The organism is Cognataquiflexum aquatile, from assembly GCF_003316845.1.
Lineage (GTDB): Bacteria > Bacteroidota > Bacteroidia > Cytophagales > Cyclobacteriaceae > Cognataquiflexum > Cognataquiflexum aquatile.
Genome location: NZ_QMIK01000004.1, coordinates 733107 through 757968 on the forward strand (window position 1 = coordinate 733107; position 24862 = coordinate 757968).

The 24862-nt window shown below is 39.9% G+C and carries 17 protein-coding genes; 3 read left to right on the plus strand and 14 right to left on the minus strand.

The window, feature by feature from the left end; all coding sequences use genetic code 11:
• Window positions 1-52: 52 nt before the first annotated feature.
• The 12 genes from DQW11_RS14665 to DQW11_RS14725 all read right to left on the minus strand — a co-directional run bounded on the left by DQW11_RS14665 (window position 53) and on the right by DQW11_RS14725 (window position 18515).
• Complete coding sequence (locus tag DQW11_RS14665; RefSeq protein WP_113924801.1) at window positions 53-3751, minus strand: CHAT domain-containing tetratricopeptide repeat protein; 3699 nt, start codon at window positions 3749-3751, stop codon at window positions 53-55.
• 13 nt (window positions 3752-3764) lie between these two features.
• Window positions 3765-4823 carry a ComEC/Rec2 family competence protein gene (locus DQW11_RS14670; protein WP_113924802.1) on the minus strand — a complete coding sequence of 353 codons (1059 nt, stop codon included), beginning with the start codon at window positions 4821-4823 and terminating at the stop codon, window positions 3765-3767.
• Between the two features lie 11 nt (window positions 4824-4834).
• A complete protein-coding gene (locus DQW11_RS14675) occupies window positions 4835-6040 on the minus strand; it encodes a hypothetical protein (RefSeq protein ID WP_113924803.1) in 1206 nt (401 codons plus the stop codon).
• Complete coding sequence (locus DQW11_RS14680) at window positions 6037-7173, minus strand: caspase family protein (protein WP_113924804.1); 1137 nt, start codon at window positions 7171-7173, stop codon at window positions 6037-6039. The genes DQW11_RS14675 and DQW11_RS14680 overlap by 4 nt, the downstream gene beginning before the upstream one ends.
• Before the next feature lie 56 nt (window positions 7174-7229).
• Window positions 7230-8999, minus strand: a complete 1770-nt coding sequence (locus DQW11_RS14685; protein WP_113924805.1) for an amidohydrolase family protein — start codon at window positions 8997-8999, stop codon at window positions 7230-7232.
• Window positions 9000-9261: 262 nt separating this feature from the next.
• Window positions 9262-9927, minus strand: a complete 666-nt coding sequence (locus tag DQW11_RS14690; RefSeq protein WP_113924806.1) for a hypothetical protein — start codon at window positions 9925-9927, stop codon at window positions 9262-9264.
• A 103-nt stretch (window positions 9928-10030) separates the two neighbouring features.
• Window positions 10031-10489 (minus strand): response regulator transcription factor, encoded by a 459-nt coding sequence (locus tag DQW11_RS14695; RefSeq protein ID WP_113924807.1) that lies wholly within the window; start codon window positions 10487-10489, stop codon window positions 10031-10033.
• 1735 nt (window positions 10490-12224) lie between these two features.
• Window positions 12225-12644 carry a peptide-methionine (R)-S-oxide reductase MsrB gene (msrB, locus tag DQW11_RS14705; RefSeq protein WP_113924809.1) on the minus strand — a complete coding sequence of 140 codons (420 nt, stop codon included), beginning with the start codon at window positions 12642-12644 and terminating at the stop codon, window positions 12225-12227.
• Window positions 12645-12781: 137 nt separating this feature from the next.
• Window positions 12782-13150, minus strand: coding sequence for a four helix bundle protein (locus DQW11_RS14710; RefSeq protein ID WP_113924810.1), 369 nt, complete (start codon window positions 13148-13150; stop codon window positions 12782-12784).
• 250 nt (window positions 13151-13400) lie between these two features.
• Window positions 13401-15791, minus strand: coding sequence for a penicillin acylase family protein (locus tag DQW11_RS14715; RefSeq protein WP_113924811.1), 2391 nt, complete (start codon window positions 15789-15791; stop codon window positions 13401-13403).
• 201 nt (window positions 15792-15992) lie between these two features.
• Window positions 15993-17177, minus strand: coding sequence for an aspartate aminotransferase family protein (locus DQW11_RS14720; RefSeq protein WP_113924812.1), 1185 nt, complete (start codon window positions 17175-17177; stop codon window positions 15993-15995).
• Between the two features lie 444 nt (window positions 17178-17621).
• Window positions 17622-18515: a class I SAM-dependent methyltransferase gene (locus tag DQW11_RS14725; RefSeq protein ID WP_113924813.1), complete on the minus strand. Its 894-nt coding sequence runs from the start codon at window positions 18513-18515 to the stop codon at window positions 17622-17624.
• A gap of 95 nt (window positions 18516-18610) precedes the next feature.
• On the opposite strand from DQW11_RS14725, the gene DQW11_RS14730 reads away from it, so the two are divergent.
• From DQW11_RS14730 to DQW11_RS14740, 3 genes are all read left to right on the plus strand, one after another.
• Window positions 18611-19291, plus strand: a complete 681-nt coding sequence (locus DQW11_RS14730) for a hypothetical protein (protein ID WP_232826756.1) — start codon at window positions 18611-18613, stop codon at window positions 19289-19291.
• 110 nt (window positions 19292-19401) lie between these two features.
• Entirely contained in the window at window positions 19402-20553 is a 1152-nt protein-coding gene (locus DQW11_RS14735) for a S8 family serine peptidase (protein ID WP_232826757.1), read from the plus strand.
• A 78-nt stretch (window positions 20554-20631) separates the two neighbouring features.
• Window positions 20632-22584 carry an ATP-binding protein gene (locus tag DQW11_RS14740; protein WP_113924815.1) on the plus strand — a complete coding sequence of 651 codons (1953 nt, stop codon included), beginning with the start codon at window positions 20632-20634 and terminating at the stop codon, window positions 22582-22584.
• Here DQW11_RS14740 and DQW11_RS14745 read toward each other — a convergent pair.
• Both DQW11_RS14745 and DQW11_RS14750 read right to left on the minus strand, forming a co-directional pair.
• The gene (locus DQW11_RS14745) at window positions 22559-23428 is read right to left on the minus strand and encodes a substrate-binding domain-containing protein (protein ID WP_113924944.1); all 870 of its coding nucleotides are present in this window, start codon (window positions 23426-23428) and stop codon (window positions 22559-22561) included. The genes DQW11_RS14740 and DQW11_RS14745 overlap by 26 nt on opposite strands.
• Window positions 23429-23505: 77 nt before the next feature.
• The gene (locus DQW11_RS14750; RefSeq protein ID WP_113924816.1) at window positions 23506-24840 is read right to left on the minus strand and encodes an MFS transporter; all 1335 of its coding nucleotides are present in this window, start codon (window positions 24838-24840) and stop codon (window positions 23506-23508) included.
• Between the last annotated feature and the right edge of the window lie 22 nt (window positions 24841-24862).

Sequence of the window (24862 nt, forward strand, 5' to 3'; positions counted from 1 at the left end):
AATATTCTGCGTCATATATGTCAGCTTGAGTTGCAAATCCCCCATATTTTTCTCAACTCAATCCCATCATTTTAAACGCCCCCCAATATATAGGAGAATTCCATTGCTGATTTTTTTTGATTGTAATCATGGCTTGCCGTAATGATTCTGCTCCGTTCATCGTCTTTCGGTTTTCACAAAACTGCCCGAAAAGCACTTGAGTTGCCCTGTCTTCTACCGACCATTGACCTGAGATAACACTCCCTGCACCAGCATTGAAGAAGGATTGGATCAATCCAATAGATTCATCACCATCCTGAGATAATGAAATGCCGGATTGACACGCACTAAGAATGATCATAGGGAATTGTTTCTGTCTAAGTTCAGTAGCAATGCGCTCCACTGTCAACATCCCTCCTTTAAGTAATAAGCCGGAATTAGCAGGATCATTCACGTTGAATTGTCCATGACAGGAGAAATGCACCGTATTGAACTGGCGATTGTGGCAGTTTTCGAGGACTTTCACCGGCGTTGCATCTTGCTCATATAGGTACACTGAGTGCGGCTCAGGAAGATAATGTGAGGCAACCTCCTTCGCCTCTTTCATCGCATAATTCAAAGGTATTGCAGTGTCCTTCGCTGAATAAGCAACACTCAACATTGTCAAATCTTTTGAATAAGACTTACTCAACTCCATTCTCCTGTGAAGGTTTTCAAGCGCGCCCAGACTTGGCATAAAACTTATGGTATATTGGTCAACAAGGTATTTATGACGTGTCTGATCATAGGCAATTGTGAAAGGAAGCAGGTGAAGATCGTGAGATGCAGCCAAAACTAGTGGTCCATTTGCAGGTAAATAAACTTCTAGTGGACGCAGGAAATGGTTGTATAAATCACCCAGAGAAATGGCAAGCTGATTAATAAATAATTCTGGAGATTTTCCTACTATTACTCCATGTTCATATTCAAGCATGGTGTGAACAATTGATTCAACCAATTCTTTGGAGACGCCTTCCAATTCGATGTGAACAATTGAATTCTTTACCACGATAAACGCACCCCAGCCAATAATACTTTTATAGAACTCCACCAGCGGTATATTGCCCAGCTTAGCTGAAAGTTTTTTCACCGCTTCAGGCTTTGCAATAGGTGCAGCATCATTTAACTGTAATTGGGGAAAATTATAAAATAATTCTTCCAGAGCTTTGGCCAAAACTCTTCGCTTCTCCGCTACAATTTCTGCAGGACTGTTTCCAATGCTTCCATTCGCAGAAGACAAGAAGTCCTGATATTGGTGCCTTTGACTAGTCAATCTATCAATTTCGAAGCGTAAACTACTTATGATAGCTAATGCTTCCGTAAATTCAGGATTGGTTTCAATAACCTCTATAGGCTTTTTCGCTTCACCGCCCATTTTATCAGTAAACAAGCGAGCTTTGGCTGCTGTAGTATAATAAAATGCATCATCAATATTACCGGTCATAAGGCACGATGCAACAAGTACTTCATACACATTTTCCGATTCGGAGGCGAGTTGCATTCGGCTTATTTCACGTATGCTCTGAGCTCGCATGTTTTCAATCGACTGATGACAGAGTTCTAATGTGGATTTCGCATCAGCATATTTGTGCATGGAATAATAGAGTTTACCCAGGTTTACAGCAGTTTTGAAACACTCTATTGGATTCATAACGGGAGTATGAACTGTCAATGCTTTTTTAAATAAGTCAATGGCCTGAGCAAAATTGTCCTTACTATCACCCTTGAGACTGTCCCTATGAGTTAAACCAGCGTTGTAGTTCACTATTGCCCAAAGCATAGGGTTGCTCTTTACTTTTATGCTTTGTAAAATTTGCAAAAAAAACCTTTTTGCGTTCTCAATATTTTGTATTGGATTTCCTAGGACCCGCTTCCGGTAAGTATTGCCTAGGCTGTTCAAGCTCTCGATCCAACTGTTAGGCACATTTTCCTTCGTTCGCACTTCCAATGCTGATTCAAAACATCCTATCGCCTTTTCATAATCTAGAGCTTTATTTGTTGCAATCCTCTCATAATAAATGATTCCCAGAAGATGTTGAACAGATGCCCAGTCTATCGGAAATTGTTTTTTATTCAATACTTGCAATGCCAGGTGCAGATTCGCAATTGCCTTTTCCTGATTTTCTAACCGATTGCCACGTAAACGTACCCGGTAGCAATGCGCTAAATTCAGACTGTTAATTGCCCAACTGTATGGTGACTGCTCTTTTGTGTCAACATGCAAAACACTTTCATAAAGTGCAATTGCCTGCTCAATATTTTCAATACGTTCGCCGTCAATTCTGTCAATAAAAATTCTAGCAAGTGTGCACTGGGAAATTACCCATTCCTGAAGTGCTGAAGAAGGTTTTAGTACGGTTAGTGCATCACTTACATGGGCAAATGCTTTTTTTAAATTCTCAGATCGATTATTTGTTGCCATTGTATGATAGGCATCCCCAAGCTTAGTTTTTACTTTCGCCCACATAACAGGTTTACCTTCCCTTGTATATATAGTCAGCGACTTCTCATAAAAGCCGATAGCCGTTTGGGCATCATCAGATCTTTCTGCTCCGTACTTATTATTAAATGCGTCGCCAAGGTTCATCATAGTCATTGCCCAATCATCTGGCGTGTCATCCGATGTTTGAATAGTGAGCGCCTGTTGAAAATATTCAATTGCACGCTCAATATTAGTTCGCTTGTTCCCATTCATTCTTTCCAGGTATGCACTTCCCAGATTATTTTGTTGCAAGGCCCAGTCGTACGGTGCTGTTTCTCTGGTAAATCCTTCTAGAGCATTATTGAAAAATTCAATCGCCTTTTCGATATTTTCCGACGTTACCCCTTTTTGCCAAAAGACATAAACCCTTCCCATTGCATTTTGAAGAGCGCTCCACTTATAAATATCTTCTTGCTTCGTGTAAAATTGCAAGGCCTTATTCAGACAATTCATTGCTTCCCGCAAGTTATCAGAACGTAAACCGACTAATCTATTAAGATAAGAAGACCCGAGAATATACTGTAAATTCGCTTTTACCGGTAAACTTTCATTCTTTGCTATCGAAAGTGCCTTTTGTATTATTGCTATTTTTTCTTCCTCATTGTCGATTGAAAAAAAGGTGTTAAGCAAAACGATCAGTCTTTGATCAATAATTTGCTCAATAGGAAAGCGACCCTTATAATCTGCTATTAATTGAATTAGATAAATGCTTTTATGTTTAAACGAGCTGTCATCTGCGGTTTTTTTATTAAGTAAATCGAGAGAGTTGATGAAAAATGAAGGTCCAGCATACAACATTTCTTTGATCAAGTTTTTATTTTCCACATAAAAGAGGTAATCTATTGCTATGCCGATTAGCATACCAAAGCGTTCAATGATGTGATTTGTCTGCACTACATCATTTTCATAATATACGAGCAACGAAGAGATGTAATTAAAAGAGTATTCGAGTATCAGTACCCTAATTACAGGTCTTACAAAAAAAGGAATATACTCTTCTGGCGTACGCAGGTACTCATCAATTAAATTCCTGGTATACTGCTCCTGCACCAATTTAGTAACCTCATTGAATCGCTGAGATGGTTTTATTTTTTGTTTGACTAAATTATTTTGTTCAGTATCCATGAAAAGCCTTAAAAAAATTCCATCCACCAAATCCCTTTTTTCATGAAGTTTATCGATCACTTGCATTTCATTTTTGCAAGCTGCTAAATCGATCACCAGTTCATTATGGGCACGAATCAAAAACATTTATGCTTAACTATTATAAAAGTGAAAGTTTTATTCCTTCACTTTGGGGATATGTTGCAGTGTACCTATATTTTTCCTTTAAACTGCCTGCTTCCCAACAACGGTTATGATCCGTTTTATAATTAAAGAATAGCTGGGTTCCCGGGCCTTTCATTTTAATAATGCGGGAAATGGTTGTTTGTGAGGGATGTTGATATATGCTTCCATTGGTAGAGATTGCAAATTTTTTACAATCAAGTTTATTAATCAATTCAGGACTGGTATTTTGAGCACTCGCATGATGAGATAATTTGACAAGATCGACCTCCACATTTTCCTCATTTAATCTGTTCAGTGATTTGTGAATAACACTCGGGAAAGAATCGCCGGCAAACAACACTTTTTTATTTTCAAACTCTGCCAAAAAAGCAATGCTACTGCCATTAGCTACGGAATCATCTTCATGAAATGCATGTTTGCAAAGTTCATCAACATCTGGTAGTGGACTGCCAAATTGTTCAATACTATTGTCTTTAGGTTTTTTATATCCATATCCTGGTGCCAGGTTTGCTTTTATCACTTCATCTTGCCATTTATCCCGCAAGTCTGCGAGATTTTCAACTGTAGGTGAAAGCAAGGTTATCCTCATACCATCTTTTAGTATTACTTCAGGCAAAGGAGCATTTTCATGAACTACAATCGCTTTCCCCCCAAATTGGTCGTTCCATTTTAACTTGTGATCCAATATTGCAGCAGTAAGTTTTTCTCCCTGTACTGCACCGAAAAATTCGTCATCAGGGTTTTGTGGAAGATGGTTCCAGCCATTAAACCATATACTGCCAATGGTAAAGTCGAGATTATCCTCCTGTAACAATTTTAAAATTCCTTCTATATGGTCGCGGTCAATATGCGAGATCACCAGCAGTTCAATTTTCTTGTTTACGGGAAGAAACTTAATCAATTCTTTGATTTCCTTCTTCGTACCACCTGTACCACCATCAATCAGGATAATATTTGGATTTTGAGCATTTCCGTATTCGATCCAGATGCTATCACCGTAGCGTGCTGGGAGAAAATTAATATTAAATATCATAAGCCAAGACATTAGTTTGGATTTATTCTTTCAACTTTACGTAACATTCCAGATGATTCAGGATTACGGTCTCTGGGTAAATCGGGAAAAAATCCTGTAAAACTTGTATTTTCCTGGCTTAGGTCTGCTGCATTCAAATATTTCTTAACCCGAGCAAGGGCATTTTCAACAGGAAGATCTTTATGTTTAAATTCAAAAGAAAGCATCATCAGACCTTCGTACAATAATCGCAAACCTTCCGTATAGATCGGTATACCCCTATTAATAGCCTCAATTAATTGCGTACGGATCAATTTAATATTCTCGGGTTTTGAATCCTCACGGATCAACTGCCATCCATAGATAACCGCTCCATCGGGCATCCATTGAAACCTGTTGGCAAGATTTTGTGCCCAATTATGCATACGATCCAATTCCCCTGTTTTAAGAAGAAAATAGCCACCTATCGCTGCTCCAACAGGATCAACCATTTTTTGATATAAAAGTCGTTCTGCATCCTCCGCTCCAAATAACGATTTACCTTTATTTATATCTCCACTATTCATCAACGAAAGCAACACCTGCGCCACCTTGTTTTTGGTGGAACAAGAGATATCAAGATCACCTACCACTCCATTAGGATCTTCTGCTATTTTTATCATAAAGTCTAGGGAATGGGATGATGGAAGACATATAAAAGTGGACGGCTTACCTTTTCGTCCTATTTCCAGCAAGTGCATGGCATTAGGTACATATAATTGGTATGACTCCCCCACTGTGTCAATAATGAGATTTCCTAACACTTTTTCAGGCTCGCTGGTCCATGTACCCTCTTCGAATACCCATCTGGTAGTTGTGATTTCTTGGAACTTTATCGTTTTGTGGTGGTTCCTGAAGTTACCAACTGGATTTTCACCCGCAGTCCCCTTTGTGAGGTACATCCATTCCTGAGTTTCTTTCGGGCTAAACTTCCCAATATTAAAGTCAAGCTTAGTCTCATGCCCATTCGATATCTCCGCAATCTCCTCCAGTCGTTTGCCTGATGCCAAGTTTAAACGAACTAGGTACACACCAGGCTGCAATTCTTTTTTCCACGTTTTACCTTCCATCCAATAAGATTCCTTTACGCTAAGATCGGTACCTAATATTTGTAATTGTTTTGGTATCGATTCCGAATCACTGTGGTGTGTTTCAATATCTATTTTCAATTCTCCAGTGTATTGAGGGATGGTATTCATGGCATACAGTTTAAAATTTGTAAAGCAGCAGGAGGCATAAAGTTTTTATGTACAAAAACAGGTTCGAACTGCCCGGTTGAAAAATGTGCTTGTACTTTATATATACCAGCTTTTACTTTAGTATCCCATGGTGTATTCAAAGGTGCCCTCGTTTCCCCCTGGTTGGTATCAAGGTTTAGGTAAGATAATTCCGCCAATGGAAGCGCCGACTCTGGTGCGCAAGTGACCCTGAGTGGCACCTCAGGAGTTTCTTTAAAACGAATTATGTTTGTAACATCACTTGTAGTACTTATGCAACGCTGAGGATATCCCTCACCGGGAGCCACCTTCTGTAAAAATGAATTCATCTGGGAAGAAATACGGCCGGTATCCACACACCATTCACTGGAATCATTGCTCACAGCATCTCCCAGCAATGCGCCGATAAGTGCTTTAGTGTAATAGGACACCTCATTTTTCCTACCATAAGCACTTTCATTTGCCGCTGATGCTTTTTGAGTAAGATTATAAGTACAGTCCTTCGCTAATATGCTTGGCGGTTCAATAGGGTTCATTGGCAGATCGGTAGTTAGCATATCCGAAGTTAACTGCCGGCATGCATCAACGAAGAAAAGCTGCGTTCTCGCCTTGCAAGTGAAAAAAGCACGTCGTGTCATATCGAAGGCAAAAGAACCATCCCATGGAGCTTCAGGGACTTCTCCGAAATCTTCTGCAAGCAGGTAATGTTCGCCTTTCTCAAGACCATGACCGCAAAAAAAGAAAATGGCTACATTATCTACATTACTGTCACATCGCTTTTTCCATTCCCTGTAAGATTTTTTGATATTAGCTAAAGTTGCAACATCTGGTGAGTGACTTTGGAATACAGGTTTGCCATTTGGTGAAGGTGAAATCAATACTTCCACACTGCCAATTGACCTGATCCACGCTTCTTGGTCATCAAGATCCATTACCGCATTGTAAAATGCTTCAGCAGAAACGGGAGGCGAACTCAATTGACCCAACATTTGGGCTCCTTCAAAAGTCTGTGGGATTGACTTTATACCATTATTAAGATATGGGTAACCACCAACACCAATTATCAATATATGAGTTTGCGGTTCTTCTCTAATTTTTTCGATAAAAAAAGACATAATTTGATTTTGACTTTTAAATGATGGTGGATTTATAAATTAAAAATAGGATATAATCAATCACAATGCTTTAGATATTCTATAGGATTTTTGCAGGCAATTTGTTCAAATTCATCTTCCGTCAAACCACCCTGGATATTGACCAACATGTTTTTATCGGATTTGTGATTTCGTACAACATAGAAATCAGTTCCGTAAAGAATTCGCTTTTTTAGAATACCGTGTTGTAAGGTGTGCCTTAGCAAAGGCATGATTAGAGAATCATCATGTAAAATGTAGCTAAGATCCGCATAAACATTTGGATGTTGGAGCATAAGACTACAAATAATAGAATACCAGTCTCCTGATCGCCATATTTGTTCTAGCTTACCTTTTTTTAAAACTTTGTTAGTATAAAAAAAATCAATTCCTTTATTTGGGTTTCGAATCAACTGATTTGCATAGTTATCCCTATCTTTTTCAAAGAATTTTTGCCACTCATCTTCACCACCAAAATGCGCAAAGCATATTTTCAAATGACCTAAGTCCCTGGATATTGTTTTTTCAATTTCATTAAACCCAAAAAGTTCTTTAATTCGTGGATCTTTTGAGGCAGCAACTAATTCAACCAAAAGCTCTTTTTTTAAAAGGCAAGTGTAATTTAGGGGATGAGTAAAAATTTCTTGGACATCCACAGCATTCATTTGCGGTAATAACAACGGCTCGTACATTTCATCAGATGATCCATCATCTCTTATTGTACTCATGGACTGCTTAAACACAGGATGGTAATCCCATTCTTTTTTCTTTGAACCACGGTAGAATATAGTTCCGCGAATACAATGGGTCATAATCGGTATACAATTATCGGCAGCATATTTCCATAAGGGTAAAAGAGCCTCTTCAAAAGGAAAATACCCTAATGCAGGATAAATTTTAAATCCGCTAAATCTTTTATTTTCTATATAATCTTTAATAAAACATTCATTGTCCAAAATGACCTGACCATTTTGGATATGGTATTCAAAGAACTTTTGCTCTCCTACCAATTTGCGCCTCGGATCTACGAAAACAAACGGATAAATCTGATCGCCTCTAGGGGATTGTTTCAGGGTATCCAATTCTTTCATTTGGTCGCCATATGATTTAGGAGATCGACCTGCTCCCATAAACTCCATATCCATAGGCAAAACAATCATCGAAGTTCCTTCTGGATACTGACCAGTTAGTTTTGTAAAAATATCTTTTTCATATTTATATCTTGCATAACGAACAATATTTATGTATCGTTTAATCAACTCAATAGTGTTCTTTCCTGGAAGCATCTTGAATAGCGTTGAAAATTTGCGAAGTAAAAACCATAAAAAGTTCCTGCCGCTTGGAAAAAAAAGCAAAAATATAATTAGCAAAACAGTTTTTAGAAAAATACTTTCAGTAATGATGAGAATTCCTTTTTGCACTAACCAATTATCAATTTTTTTGAGCCAGATAGTATTTATATTTTTTTCTAAAAGCCAAGGGCTAAGATAGTCCGCATTAAGTGAATTGAAAATTGAGAAAATTATGATTATTCCTACTATCCATTTAGCAATTTTCAATATCCAAAGTCTAGTGAAATTTATATTTATTTGATAGAAATTTCTTTTGAACACCTTGTACCATCTTTGGAACCTCCATTTATAAGGACTATAATTACTACCAAACCACCATCTGGCAATGCTGACAAATAAACCCACAGGAAATAGTATGTACAAACCAAATGGAATAAATGTTTTTGCCAAATAGGGAGGAATACTGTCTGCTGTAAAAATATGTGTGTGACAATTTATTATTGGTTGTTTTTTCATATTGGTTTTTATTGTATTCGGATCTAATCGATTTTGTACAATTTATACCTTACAGGTCTGTTATTTCCTTTTATAAAACCCATGAAAAATGTTATTTTAAAAGAACATTTTTTAACTTTTCATTCTAAATCTAAAGAACTTTTTTTTTCAAGTTTTAAAATCAGAAAGAGGTTAAATAAAAAGAAATTTTGGATTTAGGGTCGGGTTAAAGTGTATATTCAAAAATTAATTATTCTATTAATTTTTTCCATTTCGAAAATGTTTAACCTACAATATCAAATTTCCCATTTGCCTTAATTCTAACGGCACCATACAAAGGCATTATAGGAGATTCACTAATTATTTCCAAAGTAGCTTTTGTATTGGTTACATATTCCACTTTTCCTTCACCGACGACGGAAACAGAGGTTAGAGGAGTATTGTTTTTCCCTTTTATTACAACCGTGTTTGATTTTTCCTCACTAAAAATCATTGTTCCAGATTCGGATTCTATTATATCATTAATAAAGTGAAATTTATTTCGGTTTCCTGGTTGATCATATCCTTTTGATTTCCAATAAGACTTTAATTCATTTTCAACCAATCCTAAAGCTACGGAGCTTCTTACAGCATTTTTTAATACAACAAATGCACTATTTTTTGAATTGAATTTTAATTGTATTTCTCCTTGTGCTATTGGTGCTGTCGCAGTGCCACCAATTTCTACTGAAATATTAGACTCCGAAGCAACTTTAAATTGGAATTTTGGAGAGGTTACAATTTTTCCTTGAAGGGAGAACCCTGGAATAAGATTAACTATGTTTCCAATAATAAGGTGTTGACCTTCGTCATTTTGAACAATGTCCCCGATTTGAAGAGGTTTAGATAAGAAATTCCCGATAAGTTTTTGGGATCTAAGGATTCGCTGAGACTTTTTTAGAGATGGCATATTATGTTTATTTTTGAATTCAAATTTTATTAAATAATTGAAGAATGGAGAAAAATATTAGGTTGAAAAAAGGTTGATTCTTCCTTATTTCCGTAAAAAACACCTATTTCAATACCGAAACAATCTCTTTTCGGGAATTGACTTCCAGCTTTTTATAGATATGGTTGATATGGGACTTGAGGGTACTGTGCTCGATAAAGAGAGAACCGCAGATTTCTTTGTTGCTTTTGCCGGCAAGGATATGGTTGAGTACTTCCCTTTCTTTGAAAGAGAGTTGGTTGAGTCGGTGTCGGAGGGAAGTTTCTTTGTTTTTTTCATCCGCTTGGAGCTTGTCCATCAGCATGCGGACTTTGGAATATTCTATCCTTGCCCAAGCGAAGGAGACCCCAAATGAACCTGCCATAATTAGGACTAGCACATACACTGTTTCATTCCATTCTAATTTGTCTGCGACTTCCCCGAATAGGATGTACACCGCACCAATGAAAAGCAGTGTAAATGAAGTTAGGAGGATTTTTTGGAACCTGAATAAGGCATCAGGATTGGCTAATAATGATCTCATAAAAGAAAAATTAAAAAGGAAAAATTAGTGTGGTTCCGGCGAAGCGGACAAGTTTCATGGGTAGTGATCTGTGCTGTTTGGCTAATCACAAAAAACTACCAAGATTTTATCCCAAGAAGGATATCCGAAAGCAGCTTGATCATCAGATCCTTGTTTGGCTAAAACACTGATATCAAGTGTTTTAAAATTAGAAAAGATCTTTTGAAATTAAAAACTCTTTATAAACATTTCTATAAAAATTAGAATATGGCCGAGATTGGGGAGAATTCGGTAGGGGGGAGGGGGAATCTGGCAGTTATCAGTCGCAGTTGGCAGTGGGTGTTTTGGAAAAGTAGGGGCTTCGGGGGATTTTGTACAAAGTACAAAGTACGAAGTAATGTAAATATAACCAGGAAGCTAGAAACGAGAAGCGAGAGCCGAGAAGAATTGGGTTCAAAGTATATTGTACCAAGCACCAAGATTTGAAAAAAGACACAAGCTTCAAGACTTAAAAATAGACACAAGATTCAAGACGCAAGATTCAAGACTTTCAAAAATAAATACAAGATCTGTGTTCATCTTTTTTATCTGTGGTTAAAGAAACTAGATCTGTTTTGGCGGAAACTATACTTACAATTTCCCATCAAATTAGCCAAAACCATATTCAATCTCACACTTCATTTTTTCTATAAATATGTTACCCCTTCGGGGTTTTTTCACGCTGACAACCAAAAAAGATGCTAGACACAAGATCCAAGACTTAAAAATAGACACTAAATACAAGACGCAAGATTCAAGACTTTCAAAAATAGACACAAAATCTGTGTTCATTTTTTTTACCTGTGGTTGAAAAAACTAGATCTGTTTTGGCGGAAACTATACTTACAATTTCCCATCAAATAAGTCAAAACCATATTCAATCTCACACTTCATTTTATTCTATAAAAATGTTACCCCTTCGGGGTTTTTTCACGCTGACAACCAAAAAAGATGCTATACACAAGAATCAAGACTAAAAATAGAAACAAGATTCAAGACACAAGACTTGATTCCCCAACAACAATTACAACCACTAGAACAATTACAACCACTAGAACAATTACAACAACTAGACCTGAGATCCTTCACCTCCGCAGGCTACGGTTCAGGATGACGGTGCTCAACTTGACAACGCGCAGCAGACAACTTGACAACTCGACAACATTTTAAAAAATCACACTTAAAAATTACCAATTTCCCCGAAAAATTCAATCTCCAATTCCTTAGAAAAGGTCAATAATATAAAAAATAATGCAATAAAATTTACCAAAAACCCCAATTTCTCCCCCCTTTCCGCTACCCTTCCCTTACCCTTCTCCTACCCACCCGTTACACCCTCCCTACCCATTCGTTACCTTTTGACCAATTTCCAAGAAACCATATAATTATTCCGATAATTTAATGAGTTGTACTTTTTAAAGACACAAGATTCAAGACTTGGTACCCCGACAACAATTAGAACAACTACAACAATTTGAAAAATATTGATTGAGATTCTTCGCTTCACTCAGAATGACGGTCCCCAACTCGACAACACGCAGCAGACAACAAAAAAAGACACAAGACTCAAGATGCAAGACAGAAGATTTGATTCCCCAACAACAATTACATCCACTAGAACAATTACAACCACTAAAACTGAGATTCTTCCCTCGTACAGCAGTCGGGATCAGAATGACTGTTCCCCAATCCGACAACAATGACAACCCGACAACATTTACTCTCCCTTCTTAAACCCCATACTCACTGAGTTAATACAATACCTGATACCGCCTTTGTCCTTTGGGCCGTCGGGGAAACGGTGTCCGAGGTGCCCGCCGCATTTGCCGCAGAGGATCTCTTCGCGGATCATGCCATGGGTATAGTCCATATGCACATCGATGGCATCAGGTCGGACCGGTTCGGTGAAGGACGGCCAACCGCACCCGCTGTCATACTTGGCTGAGGAATGAAAAATCTCATTCCCACAGGCATGGCATTCATAAATGCCGGTTTCTTTGTTGAGATAATACTGCCCGGTGAAGGGTCTTTCTGTTCCTTTTTCCCGCAAAACATGGTAGGCTTGAGGATCTAGTTCCTGCTTCCATTCGTTTTCTGATTTGGAGATTTGGTAGGATTTTGTTGGTTTGGATTTCATGGGTAAGATGGTTGCAGTTGTTCTAGTTGTTGTAATGGTTGTAATTGTTATAGTTGTTGTAATTGTTGTAGTTGTTATAATGGTTGCAATTGTTGGGTTTGTCCGTTAATTTGAAGGTTGTCGGCTTTCTGCTTAAGTTATGTTTTCCAATTGGTTTTTACGTATTCAATGAAATTGTGGATTTTGACACCAAGTTTTCTATATTCTTCTTGTATCAATTGAATTTCTGCATCAAACTCAGGATACAAAACCTTTAATTTTTCTAGGTGATTATGACATTCTAGGTTGCTTGCATGCGCATAAAGCAAGAATTTGACAAAATCCTGTTTATAGGTTTTTCTTCCATAACCTTCCACGATATTGGTATTGATTGAGTCAGATGACCTTCGCAACTGACTACCCAATTCGTATTTCTCATAAGAGGGTAACTTAAGACTGAACCGATGTGTTTCAAAAAATAACTCCAATGAAATTTTGTAGATATCCAAGTCCTGATAACTTTTCATTTGACAAAAGTTTGAAATAAGCGATTGTCTAAATTAATCAATCCTGACTCAAATAATAGTTATTCAATGAAAATATTTCCTCTAGCGGCTTTTGAATCACCCAATTCCCATCCATTTCAACAATTACAACCTTTAGACCATTTACAACCACTACAACCATTACAACCACTACAACCATTACAACCACTACAACCATTACAACCACTACAACCATTACAACCACTACAACCACCCCAACAATTCCCCCTCCCTACGGCCTCACCACCAACTTTCTCCCACCCCCTTTAATCACATCCTCATTCATCAGCATCGGGCGGTATTTGCCGGTGGCGTAGAGGATGGCTTGGTCGGAGTAGTGGGGACTGAAAAGGTTGCCGCTCTGACCGGTTGGAAGGACTGATTCTGAGGCTTCCAAATCAGCAAAATCTAAAATAATTCGCATTGCAGGTCCTGAATTGACCTTATAGATGCCGTCAGGATTCAGGGTAAAAGGAAGTTTGTTGACCGACTCTTCATTGGCAGTGACGGCAGGGGCTTTGACGTTGAAGATTTTGTCCAAAGGTTTTTTGGCACCGAGAGGGTGGGGGTGTTCGAGAACGACGACTTTTTCCCAAAGCCATTTTTCACTGTCTGTTCCCAACTGTTCGCTGAGTTCTGAAATGGTTTTACCCAAGGCGATTTTGACGATTTCGGACTTGCTTTCCTTAGCTTCGGTTTTATTATTGTCCCACCAAGGAGAATTATCGGTTCTGATCAATGTCGGTACACTTCGGATGTACATAAATGTCTTGATGAAATTTTGGAAATCATCTTCCCCAAGTTCATCCGCCATCATCCCATGGAGGGTATGGTAAAGCCATTTGTAGTAAAAAGTAGGAGCAATGGATTCCAAGTCATGGCTGCCGTTCCAGTTTTCGATGGCTTGTTGTGCAGGTTCAAAACCTTTGAAGGCAGCTAAGTCTACCACTGCCAACATGCTTTTGGCGTTGATGGGGTGGTTTTCATTGATGGCTTCCAATTGGAGTGCTTTGATACTTTCTTGGGTCCAATCGTTTCGGGAAGTGACGGTTTTGGAGATTCTGTACCAACGGTCGCCGGGATAATAGTATCCCGGGAAGAAAGTTCCGTTGGAAAGGGTATCCGGTTGGTTATTGGCGGAAGCTACAAAGCCCGAGGCAGGATTTATGCTCATGGGATTTTGCTCAAATGGGATCCATCCTGTTGGTTCGTCGGTAGCGTTACTGCCATCCAAGAAGATTTTGCTGTTGACATGGCTAGGTCTAATGGGCAATTTTGCAGTGGCCCACCAAGCGATGTTTCCGGCCTTGTCGCCATACATCACATTGAGTCCCGGTGCGTGAATCATGCGGACAGCAGCTTCGGTTTCCTGAATGTTTTTTGCCCTTGCCATCTTCCAAGTCGCTTCCAAAGCAACTGTCGGCTCGAGTACATACACCCACCATGAAGCCACAGGATTTTGAGTCAGTTTGCCGATTTCGGGAAGGACCTCATTCATGATCGGACCATGGATGGATTCTTTGACTTCAAAAATAACAGACTCCCCATCTTTGACATGGATGGTTTCTGTTCTTGACTTCAATGGCCTGAATTCCTCTCCGTAAATGGTTTCGTTGGGATTGTTGGGATTGAGTTTTTCTTCGAAGAAATCCTGATCGTCATTTTCAAACATCGTCAGTCCGATACTGTGATCGCGAGTATGACCTACCAGGCCAAATGGCATTCCTGCGAGATGGTTGCCGTAATAGCTGAATCCCGGATATTCGAGATGCGCTTCATACCATACCGATGGCTGGGCAAAACCAATGTGGGTATCATTGCAGAAAAGTACTTCACCTGAAGCCGTCCTGCTTCCCGAAATCACCCATGAGTTGCTGCCTTCCAACAGGGGAACGGGAAGCTTTTCCAACAGGGCAGAAAGGGAATTTTCTATGACAAGATCTGTGGTGATGGAGTCTCTTTTGGGGTAATTGTTGGGGATGACATGGTGCTCCGGCAAAGTATGGACCGAAACCATTTTCATATATTCAGGACCCAAAGTGCGGGCCATTTTGGTAACCAAAGGGTCTGTTTTCATCGCCATGGCAAAAGTAAAGGACATATATCCCGTGATGGCGTGGATGTCATTGATGGTGAATTCCCTCGGTTCGGAACCTAAAAGGGTATATTCAATGGGGATTTTTCCATGTTGGATAAAATGATTTACGCCTTCGATGTAGGCTTCGGTAGCGGATTTCCATTCTGAATTTCCTGCTTTGTTCCACTCTTCGGTACTCCAAGCGGCATGTTTGGGAATGCCCAAAGTCCTGAAAAATTTATCCACTTCCACCAAATCGGCACCTAGGAGTTCCGCCAAAGTACCTGTGCCTACACGGCGCATCATTTCCATCTGAAAAAGCCTGTCCTGTGCATGGACATAGCCCAAGGAGCGGTAGGCATCTTCGGCATTGGCAGCATAGATATGGGGAACACCAAAATCATCAAAATAGACTTCCGCTTCCGCAGACATGGAAGGCATGTTGATTTCGCCGTTATATTTTGGTTTGAAGCTCAGCTTGACTGCCTGATATCCGACAAAAAGCAATACGAACAGCACGATTAGGACAATGAGGATTTTTTTCATGGGTTATTTTTGGGTGGGGAATTTTTCAAGAGGGATTAAATGTAAATATATCTCAAGGAAGACACAAGATGCAAGACACAAGAAGCAAGACTTGATTCCTCTAAAACAATGATAACCAGACAACGCGAAGCTGACAACTTGACAACCCAATAACCACTATAACCACTACAACAATTACAACCGCCACAACCCCTCCAACCCTCAACTGCCCCCCTCAATTGCCTCCAAAATCACCCCACAGGCTTTTTCTATTTCTTCCTCAGTAATGATCAGAGGTGGTGCTATCCGCATGGCATCATCGCAGAAAAGGAACCAATCGGCAATGACTCCGTTTTCAATTGCCCTGTCGATGATCGGTTTTAAGACTTCGAAGGACTCAAATTCTACAGCCATCATCAGCCCTTTGTTGCGGATAGATCTGATTTTGGGATGAACAAGCAGTTTTTTGAAAAGATTTGCTTTTGTCTCCACTTGTTCCAAAAGCTTTTCTTCCTGAATAACTTTAATCGTTGCCAACGAGGCGGCTGCTGAAACAGGATGCCCGCCGAAAGTCGTGATATGACCAAGCAAAGGATTGTTTTTGAATGCGCCCATCACGTCTTTGTTGGCAATGAAAGCACCGATCGGCATGCCTCCGCCCATTCCTTTGGCACATACCAATATATCCGGAACTATTCCAAAATGCTCAAATGCCCAAAACTTGCCTGTTCTTCCAAAACCCGCCTGTATCTCATCCAAAATCAATAAGGTGCCGGTCTCATTACATTTTTTTTGTAAGGCCTGAAAATAATCAGAACAGGCTACCATGATTCCGGCTTCGCCCTGTACGGTCTCGACTATGAAAGCTGCAGTGTTTTCTGTGATTTCATCAAGTTGCTGAAAACTCCCGTAAACCACATTTTTGATTCCCGGCAATAGAGGTCGGTAGGCTCTTTTAAAAATTTCATTGCCTCCGACAGAAAGTGAACCATGGGAAGAACCGTGGTAAGCATTGACGCAGGAGATGATTTCGCGGCGGTTGGTATATCGCTTCGCCAATTTTAGCGCGCCTTCCACCGCTTCGCTTCCTGAGTTGACAAAATAGACGTTGTCAAGGTGGGAGGGAAGGGTTTCACAAAGTGCTTTAGCCAATTGAACCTGAGGACTTTGTACATATTCTCCGTAAACCATCAGGTGAAGGTATTTGTCCAATTGATTTTGGATTGCTTCGAGGACTTTTGGATGGCGGTGACCGACATTGCTGACGCCGATTCCCGAAATCAGGTCCATATATTCTTTTCCCTCCGGCCCATACATGTAGATCCCTTCTGCCTTTTCGATTTCTATCATCAAAGGAAAGTCTGTAGTCTGCGCGAGGTGAGAGAGGAAAAGCTGACGGTTGTTCATTTTTTAGGCGGGAGATATGAGACGGGAGATGTGAGATGGGAGATATGAGAACTGAGATGCAAGAAATAAGAAAATTGAACCAAGTACCAAGCACTATGAACCAAGTAAGAACTCCTAAACTTGAGAACTTGACAACGCGAAGCAGACAACATTTTCATTGTACCAAGTACCAAGTACAATGAACCAAGTAAGAACTCCTAAACTTGAGAACTTGACAACGCGAAGCAGACAACATTTTCATTGAACCAAGAACCAAGTACAATGAACCAAGTAAGAACTCCTAAACTTGAGAACTTGACAACGCAAAGCAGACAACATTTCATTGAACCAAGTACCAAGTACAATGAACCAAGTAAGTACTCCCCAACTTGACAACTTGAGAACCTGACAACAATGACAACGCGAAGCAGACAACCACTACAACCATTACAACCACTACAACCACTAACTCCTAAACCTAAAGAAAATCCCTAAAGGCAGGTTCTTTTTGAATCGGTCTACAAGGTATAATTCACCGTGCTCGGCATTGTTGACTTCTTTGAAGTTGGACTTGACAAGGTTGGCTGCAATCATCGAACTGAAGCTGAGTGAATACATATTCAGGATGAGGAAGTGATGCTCAGGGTCCAAAAGCTCTGCACAAAGTTTGAGCATTTCATTGATCTGCTCTTCCAAGATCCATTTTTCTCCATCCGGACCACGTCCATATGCCGGTGGGTCAAGGATAATTCCATGGTATTTGTTTCCCCGACGAACTTCTCTTCTAATAAATTTCATTGCATCGTCCACAATCCAACGGATTCCATCCTGACCGGAAGATTCCATATTGTGTTTGGACCAAGTGACCACCTGCTTGACAGAATCCAGGTGTGTGACATCTGCACCGCAGGCTTTGGCAGCAACAGATGATGCTCCTGTATATGCGAATAGATTGAGAACTTTGGGAGTTTTTACCGGAAAGTTCTTCAGTGTACCAGATATATAATCCCAATTGACCGCCTGTTCGGGAAAGAGTCCGATATGTTTGAAGGAAGTCATGGCAAGGTTGAGCTTCATCTTCAGTCCATCGGGATTTTTGTAGCTGACCTGCCAATTGTGTGGAATCTTTTTGAGTTCATTCCATTGACCTTTTTCGGGATTGTTTTTTTCCTTTGCAAAATGTGCATGAGCCATTTCCCTCCATTCTTTTTCATCAAGACTTTTATCCCAAATCGCCTGTGGTTCCGGTCGGCTGAGGATATAATCTCCAAACCTTTCCAGTTTTTCAAATCCACCGGTATCAATCAGTTCATAATCTTCCCAATGCTGCGGGGAGAGCGAGAGGATGGTTTCTTTCATGCTGCAAAAGTAATTATATAATCGGAGAGCGGAAGTATTTTATAATTGGGAATAGTTTAGTTAATTTAGATTGTCTTTCATCCAAAATATCCATCATGAAGAGTTTAATCCCTTTCCTTTTTGTGTTCATTCTTGGTTTGGGTTGTATCTATTCTGCAAAAAGTCAGACCAATCCTTCCTTAAACAATCAGAACCAACAATATCTTGGCACTTTTAGGATCAATCCCAAGAGTGACGGATTGAAAGGAACACCATTTTTATTTGATACACCACCTTTAGGAAAAATAGCCTTGGATGGTGGAAAGGATTACAGCGAGATTCCATTCAATATTCTATTGGAAAAGAACGAAGTATATATCCAAACAGGTGGCGAAGATTCAGAGCCTTTGTTATTGCGTAACTGGAAATGGATTGAGATTCCGGGAGAAGAGGTAAGGAGTTTTAGAATAGAATATCTTCAAGGCAAACCCCAGGTGGTCGAGATCCTTTTTGAAAAAGAAGGTGAAAAATATATTGCCTCCCATAAGAAGACATTGGTAAGGCCAAGCAGTCAGCGGGATGGTTATTCTGGTCCCCAATACGACACTTTTCGTCATGACATTAAGTACTTTGTTCTGAAGGGTATGCAGACCACAGAAATCAAAACAAACAGTGCAGGATTGAAAGAATGGGCAGGAAACCGCAGTGAAGAACTGAAGGAATTTATGAAAGAAAAAAAACTTAATCCAGACAATCCTTTGGATATGAAAAAAATAATTACATTTTTGGTAAAATAGTCCTAAAATCAGGCAATAATAAACTTATGAGGTCAATTACGGCGTCCAGACTTATTCAAATTTTAACCTTTGTTTTTATTATTTCTTGTTCCCAGGAAGAAATTACAGATTTGGACCCGGTCCTTACCCAAGAAGTTTTTTCTTTTGCCCAAACCCAACCGGTTGAGGATCAATATATTGTTGTCTTGAAGGAAGAGAAAGTCTCTGGAAGACTGATCGATGGGAATGTGGATTTCAATGAAGCATTGATGAGAAGGGAGGCCGTAGATCTATTGACCAAATACCGGATTTCCGAAACCAATCTTGAAAGGGTTTATTCCTCTGTTCTTAACGGATTTTGCGCCATCATCGATAAAAATAAACTTGAGGAAATCAAAAACGATCCGATGGTTAAATATGTGGAACAGGACCGCAAGGGAAGGTTAGGAAAGCTTTCAGAAAAGGTACCTGTCAAAGGGGAGACTGATATCGTCAGTACCCAAGTTATTCCTTGGGGGATTAAAAGGGTTGGTGGACCTTTTGTTTATACCGGAAAAAATTGCGTGTACGTAATTGATACGGGAATTCAGCTGGACCATCCTGACCTGAATGTTGCAAAGAACAAAGCATTTGATGCTTATTCAGATACTTCCGAAAAGCGCGGCAATGATGAACATGGCCACGGAACGCATGTAGCAGGTATCATTGGTGCCAAAGACAATCTTTTTGGTGTAGTAGGGGTTGCAGCAGGTGCACCCATAATTCCGGTAAAGATTTTTTTTGGTCCCTATGCAGAATATACCTATTCCGGAATGTTAGCAGGGATTGACCATGTGGGAAAAGTAGGTAAAAAAGGAGACGTAGCCAATTTGAGTTTTGGTGGATTTGATAGGAGCAGGGCGGTAGATGATGCGGTATTGAATGCCTCAAACAGCAAAGGGATATGGATGGTAATTGCATCTGGAAATTCCAGACTTCCTGCCACTTCCTTCAGTCCGGCACGTGTCAACGGGGAATATACCATTACTGTGTCTGCCATTGATGCTTTGGATAGGTTTGCTTGGTTTTCTCATTATGGGCCTCCAATCAAATTTGCAGCGCCGGGAGTCAGTGTGTTTTCTACTACTCTTGGAGGAAAATACAGGTATGAATCAGGTACTTCGATGGCTGCGCCGCATGTGTCAGGCTTGCGATTACTGGGTGAAATTCAGTCAAATGGAAATGCGCTCAATTATCCCATAACACCCGCTGACCCTATTGCATTTAGGCCGGCAGGCAAATGATAATTTTAAAGATTTGGTAGCTCATGTTTTTTTGCTAATATTATCCCTGATTAAATCACAGAAAAACAATTTTTCTAAATGAAAAGGTCAATTTTATTTATCTTACTTTTTTCTTCGTTATCAACCGTACTTTTTGCCCAAGCTGATGAGATTGACAGTTTAAACAAATTGCTTTCGAATCAGGTGTCCAGAGAAGAAAGGGTGAATGCATTAAATCACCTCACATTCTTGACCAGGGAAAAAGACTTGCAGCAGGCTTTTGTGTGGGGACAAAGGGCCGAAGAATTGGCACTTGAACTCAATGACAGTCTGCAAATCACCAAAGCAAAAGGCAATCTTGGTTGGATTTATTTCCGCCTTGGAGTTTGGGACAAGGCTTTCAGGTATTCCAAGGACTCCTATTTGATTGCGTTGGCACAAAATTACAAAACCGAGCTTGGGATGGCTTTGAACAACCTCGGTTCTCTATATTACAGACAGGAAAATTATGATGAGGCGATTAAAAACTTTAAAGAGGCATATACCTATGGCAAAGAGGTAAATGACCCATTCCTTATTATCCGCAGCCTCAACAATCTTGCGCTGAATTATACCCTGAAAGGAGAATTGGATTCTGCTTATACTTTTGCCAAGGAAGCGATAGAATCCAATGAAAAATTTGAAGAAAAGTACTTCATTACATTTACCCACAGGGTGATCGGAGATATATATCTTGGCAGGGGAGAAGTGGATAAAGCCATTCAGAGTTATGAGAAATCCCTTCAAATCTCCACCCCGGAGCAGATCAAAACCTCTGAAGCTTCAGTTTTGCACCGATTGGGAAATGCCTATTTTATCAAAGGGAATTCTACAAAAGCCTTAGGATATCTGGATAGAGGGCTTAAGATTTCAAAAGAAAACGGCTTATTGGATGAATTGGTAGAAACGTATAAGATATATGCCAAAATTTACGATTCTAAGGGAAATATCCCATTGGCTTTCAAATATCAAAAAGCCTTTAATGAACTGAATGCCGAAAGGGAAGCTGCATCCAACAAAGAGAGGATGGAATTGCTTCAGGCAAAATTTGAGGTAGAAAAATCAGACGCCGAGATTAATTTTTTGAAAGTACAGAACTCCCTCAAGGAGCTTGAAATCAAAAGTTTCAAGAAAATATGGATCTTGTTTGCGGTTTTCACCGTCATGTCGATAGGATTGTTGTTTTGGATGTCTATCATTTTTAAGAAAAAACAGGAAGCCAATAAACGACTCCAGGTAAAACGTTCAATACTTGAGGAACAGAAAAAAGAATTACAGAAGAAATCGGCTGAACTGACAGAATCCAACAGGAGTAAAAACCGGATACTTTCCATCCTTGGACATGATTTGAAGAGTCCTGTGGCACAGTTAAAAGGGGTTTTGGACTTGCTCCATTCTCAAGAACTCAGTAAGGAAGAATTTGATGGGATTTCACATATCCTGAAAAGAAATGTGGATGGGCTTTACGAAAACATTGATAATATTTTGAGTTGGTCTAAGTCCCAAATGGAAGGATTTAAAGTACAATTGCTACCGACAAATATCAAAAAAGTAATAAGGCCTTGTTTGGAGCTTTTACAGTATCAGGCAAATTCCAAAGAAATCACCATTACGACCAATATTATCGAGGAAATCGCCTTTGTTGATCAGGACTTGCTCCAGTTGATTATCCGAAACCTCCTGAGTAATGCCATCAAGTTTTCCAATAAAGGATCCAATATTGATATCTATTCCCAAAAAGAGGGGGATTTTATAAAGCTTGTCATCCAGGATTATGGTTTGGGTATGAGTGAAATCCAGTTGGATACCATTCTAAACCAACACGTTTCATTACTTGAATCAAGCGTGGGAACCGATAAAGAAAAAGGAACAGGACTTGGATTGAATCTATGCAAAGAATTTTTGGGACTGATGGGCGGATCTTTGATGCTTGAAAGCAAGAAAGGTGAAGGTACCACAGCCATTTTGTTGTTGCAAAGTGTCACTGTCAATAAAGCGCAACAAGTGGTTTAAAAACCAATTCCTCCGGACTCAATGTTTCGGCTATCAAGTTCAAATCTTTCAATGTTTCCATGGTTTCTGTTAAAGAAGTTTTCGAAATCCTGCCGTCTTGTGCCCAATTTGTTTGACCCAACCAAGCTTCGATATCTTCTTTTTTGATTTTGTATTTTTCACTTAACAAAGAAGGGTAATCTGTTTTTGCGAGAAGGTCTTTTGATTCTTGGTAAACCATGTCCCTGAGGTCCCTGATAATTTCATCATGTGTGTCCAAAATATTGGGATTTGCTACCATGACAAAGCAAGGCCAGGGTGTTGGGATTTCTCCTAGGCGTTTGAAAATTCCCTGGTCAACAAAGGGTTTTGTGGTGAATTTTTCCCAAAGAAAAAGTTTATGGATTTCATCCTGCAAAGCTTCTTTAGCTCCTTCCAAATCACCGACTACTTCAAAATCCAGCATTTCCAAATTCCATCCTTCTCTTTTGGCCAATAAAAATCCCATCAGATGAGAACCTGACCCGTACCTGCTGATGACAAATTCCCCATGCCCGAGTTCTGAGATGTCATTGACTTCGGATTTTACAGAACCATGAATTCCCCAGATCAAAGGAGACTCCACATGGTACCCGATAATCAATGCAGGATTGCCTTCAATTTTGTCTTTGATAAAACTTTCAGTCAAAACAATGGCCAAATCTGTTGTTCCTTCCCTAAGAGATTTGTTCATCGCACCTGATCCCTTGGGCTCGTCAATCCATTCCAAAATAATGCCTTTTGCCAAGAAAGGCTGCCTTTCAACCACTTGAATCCAAGGGAAATTGAAGTGTTCAGGAACTCCGGTAATGGTTATTTTCTTCATTTTCATGTATTTGGGTCAAACAAAAATACCGCTATTTTTTGATAGCGGTATTGGATTCTCTTCAATTTAAATCTGGATTACAGGTCATGGGTGGCATTTCGGTTGGTGATGAAAAGGTTGCTCAAACCTGCAACTATCAGGGAACATCCTGCCAATACCATGGTATAGATCACTTCTTCTCCAAACAAAAGCTTATACATAAAATTGATACCTCCCAAAGCGGCAACGATTTGTGGAATCACAATGAACATGTTGAAAATCCCCATGTACACGCCCATTTGCTTGGGATTGACGGCACTCGACAGCATGGCATACGGCATAGACAAGATACTTGCCCAAGCGATCCCCACCAAAGCGAAGCAAAGGTGAAGCATCCAAGGTTCGGAGATATAGTAAATCATGATGAAGCCCACCCCGCCGGCCATCAAACTGACCATGTGGAGTAACTTTCTGTTGATTTTGATTTTGCTTGTCACAAAGGCAAGTATCAATGCAAAAAACATAGAGACCAAACCATATGTCCCGAGGTAATTACCGACACTGTCCGCTGCATCATTGTAGACTTGGGAGCTGGTATCCGTTGCTTTGAAGATATGTTCAGTGATGGCAGGTGTCGCAAAACTCCACATGGTGAAAAACGCAAACCAGGAGAAAAACTGGACTATTCCCAATTGTTTCATGACTTTGGGCATTCCTGATATGTTTTTAAAGATTTCTTTAAACCCATTCAAAAAACCCTTACTCTCTTCATTTTCCTTTTTGTGTGCTTCAAGGTCTTCAGGGGGATATTCATCCGTAGTCAGAATGGTATATAATATGGAACCAAAAAGGACCACTGCCCCAATAGCGAAGGCAAATTTGACAGAATCCGGGACCACACCGGGTTCGGCAGTATTGGGAACCCCAATCTGTGTCATAAACCAAGGCAGGTTACTTGCCACCCACGTACCAATGCCAATAATCAGCGTCTGTACCACAAATCCATAAGAGCGCTGACTGTCAGGAAGCTTGTCTGCTACCAAAGCCCTGAAAGGCTCCATGCTGATATTGATCGAGGCGTCGAGGATCCACAGTGCACCCGCTGCCATCCATAATGCTGAGGAGTAGGGAGCAAAGAACAATGCGATGGTACTTAATACCGCTCCAATAAGAAAAAAAGGTTTTCTCCGGCCAAACCGTGGGTGCCAGGTCCGGTCACTCAGGTAACCGACTATGGGCTGCACCAGCAAGCCTGTAAGAGGAGCAGCAATCCACAACATGGGAATGGCGTCTTTTTCTGCGCCCAAGGTTTGGAAAATCCTTGACATAAATCCTCCCTGTAGGGCAAATCCAAATTGGATCCCCAAAAACCCGAAACTCATGTTCCAGATCTGCCAAAAACTGAGCCTTGGCTTTTTATCTATTGCTTGCATTATTTTGGGTTGAAATCTTAGA

Bases quoted from the DNA above. Each gene is read 5' to 3' on its own strand.
- DQW11_RS14665 (WP_113924801.1), bottom strand. From the start codon at position 3,751: ATGTTTTTGATTCGTGCCCATAATGAACTGGTGATCGATTTAGCAGCT.
- DQW11_RS14670 (WP_113924802.1), bottom strand. From the start codon at position 4,823: ATGATATTTAATATTAATTTTCTCCCAGCACGCTACGGTGATAGCATC.
- DQW11_RS14675 (WP_113924803.1), bottom strand. From the start codon at position 6,040: ATGAATACCATCCCTCAATACACTGGAGAATTGAAAATAGATATTGAA.
- DQW11_RS14680 (WP_113924804.1), bottom strand. From the start codon at position 7,173: ATGTCTTTTTTTATCGAAAAAATTAGAGAAGAACCGCAAACTCATATA.
- DQW11_RS14685 (WP_113924805.1), bottom strand. From the start codon at position 8,999: ATGAAAAAACAACCAATAATAAATTGTCACACACATATTTTTACAGCA.
- DQW11_RS14690 (WP_113924806.1), bottom strand. From the start codon at position 9,927: ATGCCATCTCTAAAAAAGTCTCAGCGAATCCTTAGATCCCAAAAACTT.
- DQW11_RS14695 (WP_113924807.1), bottom strand. From the start codon at position 10,489: ATGAGATCATTATTAGCCAATCCTGATGCCTTATTCAGGTTCCAAAAA.
- msrB (WP_113924809.1), bottom strand. From the start codon at position 12,644: ATGAAATCCAAACCAACAAAATCCTACCAAATCTCCAAATCAGAAAAC.
- DQW11_RS14710 (WP_113924810.1), bottom strand. From the start codon at position 13,150: ATGAAAAGTTATCAGGACTTGGATATCTACAAAATTTCATTGGAGTTA.
- DQW11_RS14715 (WP_113924811.1), bottom strand. From the start codon at position 15,791: ATGAAAAAAATCCTCATTGTCCTAATCGTGCTGTTCGTATTGCTTTTT.
- DQW11_RS14720 (WP_113924812.1), bottom strand. From the start codon at position 17,177: ATGAACAACCGTCAGCTTTTCCTCTCTCACCTCGCGCAGACTACAGAC.
- DQW11_RS14725 (WP_113924813.1), bottom strand. From the start codon at position 18,515: ATGAAAGAAACCATCCTCTCGCTCTCCCCGCAGCATTGGGAAGATTAT.
- DQW11_RS14730 (WP_232826756.1), top strand. From the start codon at position 18,611: ATGAAGAGTTTAATCCCTTTCCTTTTTGTGTTCATTCTTGGTTTGGGT.
- DQW11_RS14740 (WP_113924815.1), top strand. From the start codon at position 20,632: ATGAAAAGGTCAATTTTATTTATCTTACTTTTTTCTTCGTTATCAACC.
- DQW11_RS14745 (WP_113924944.1), bottom strand. From the start codon at position 23,428: ATGAAGAAAATAACCATTACCGGAGTTCCTGAACACTTCAATTTCCCT.
- DQW11_RS14750 (WP_113924816.1), bottom strand. From the start codon at position 24,840: ATGCAAGCAATAGATAAAAAGCCAAGGCTCAGTTTTTGGCAGATCTGG.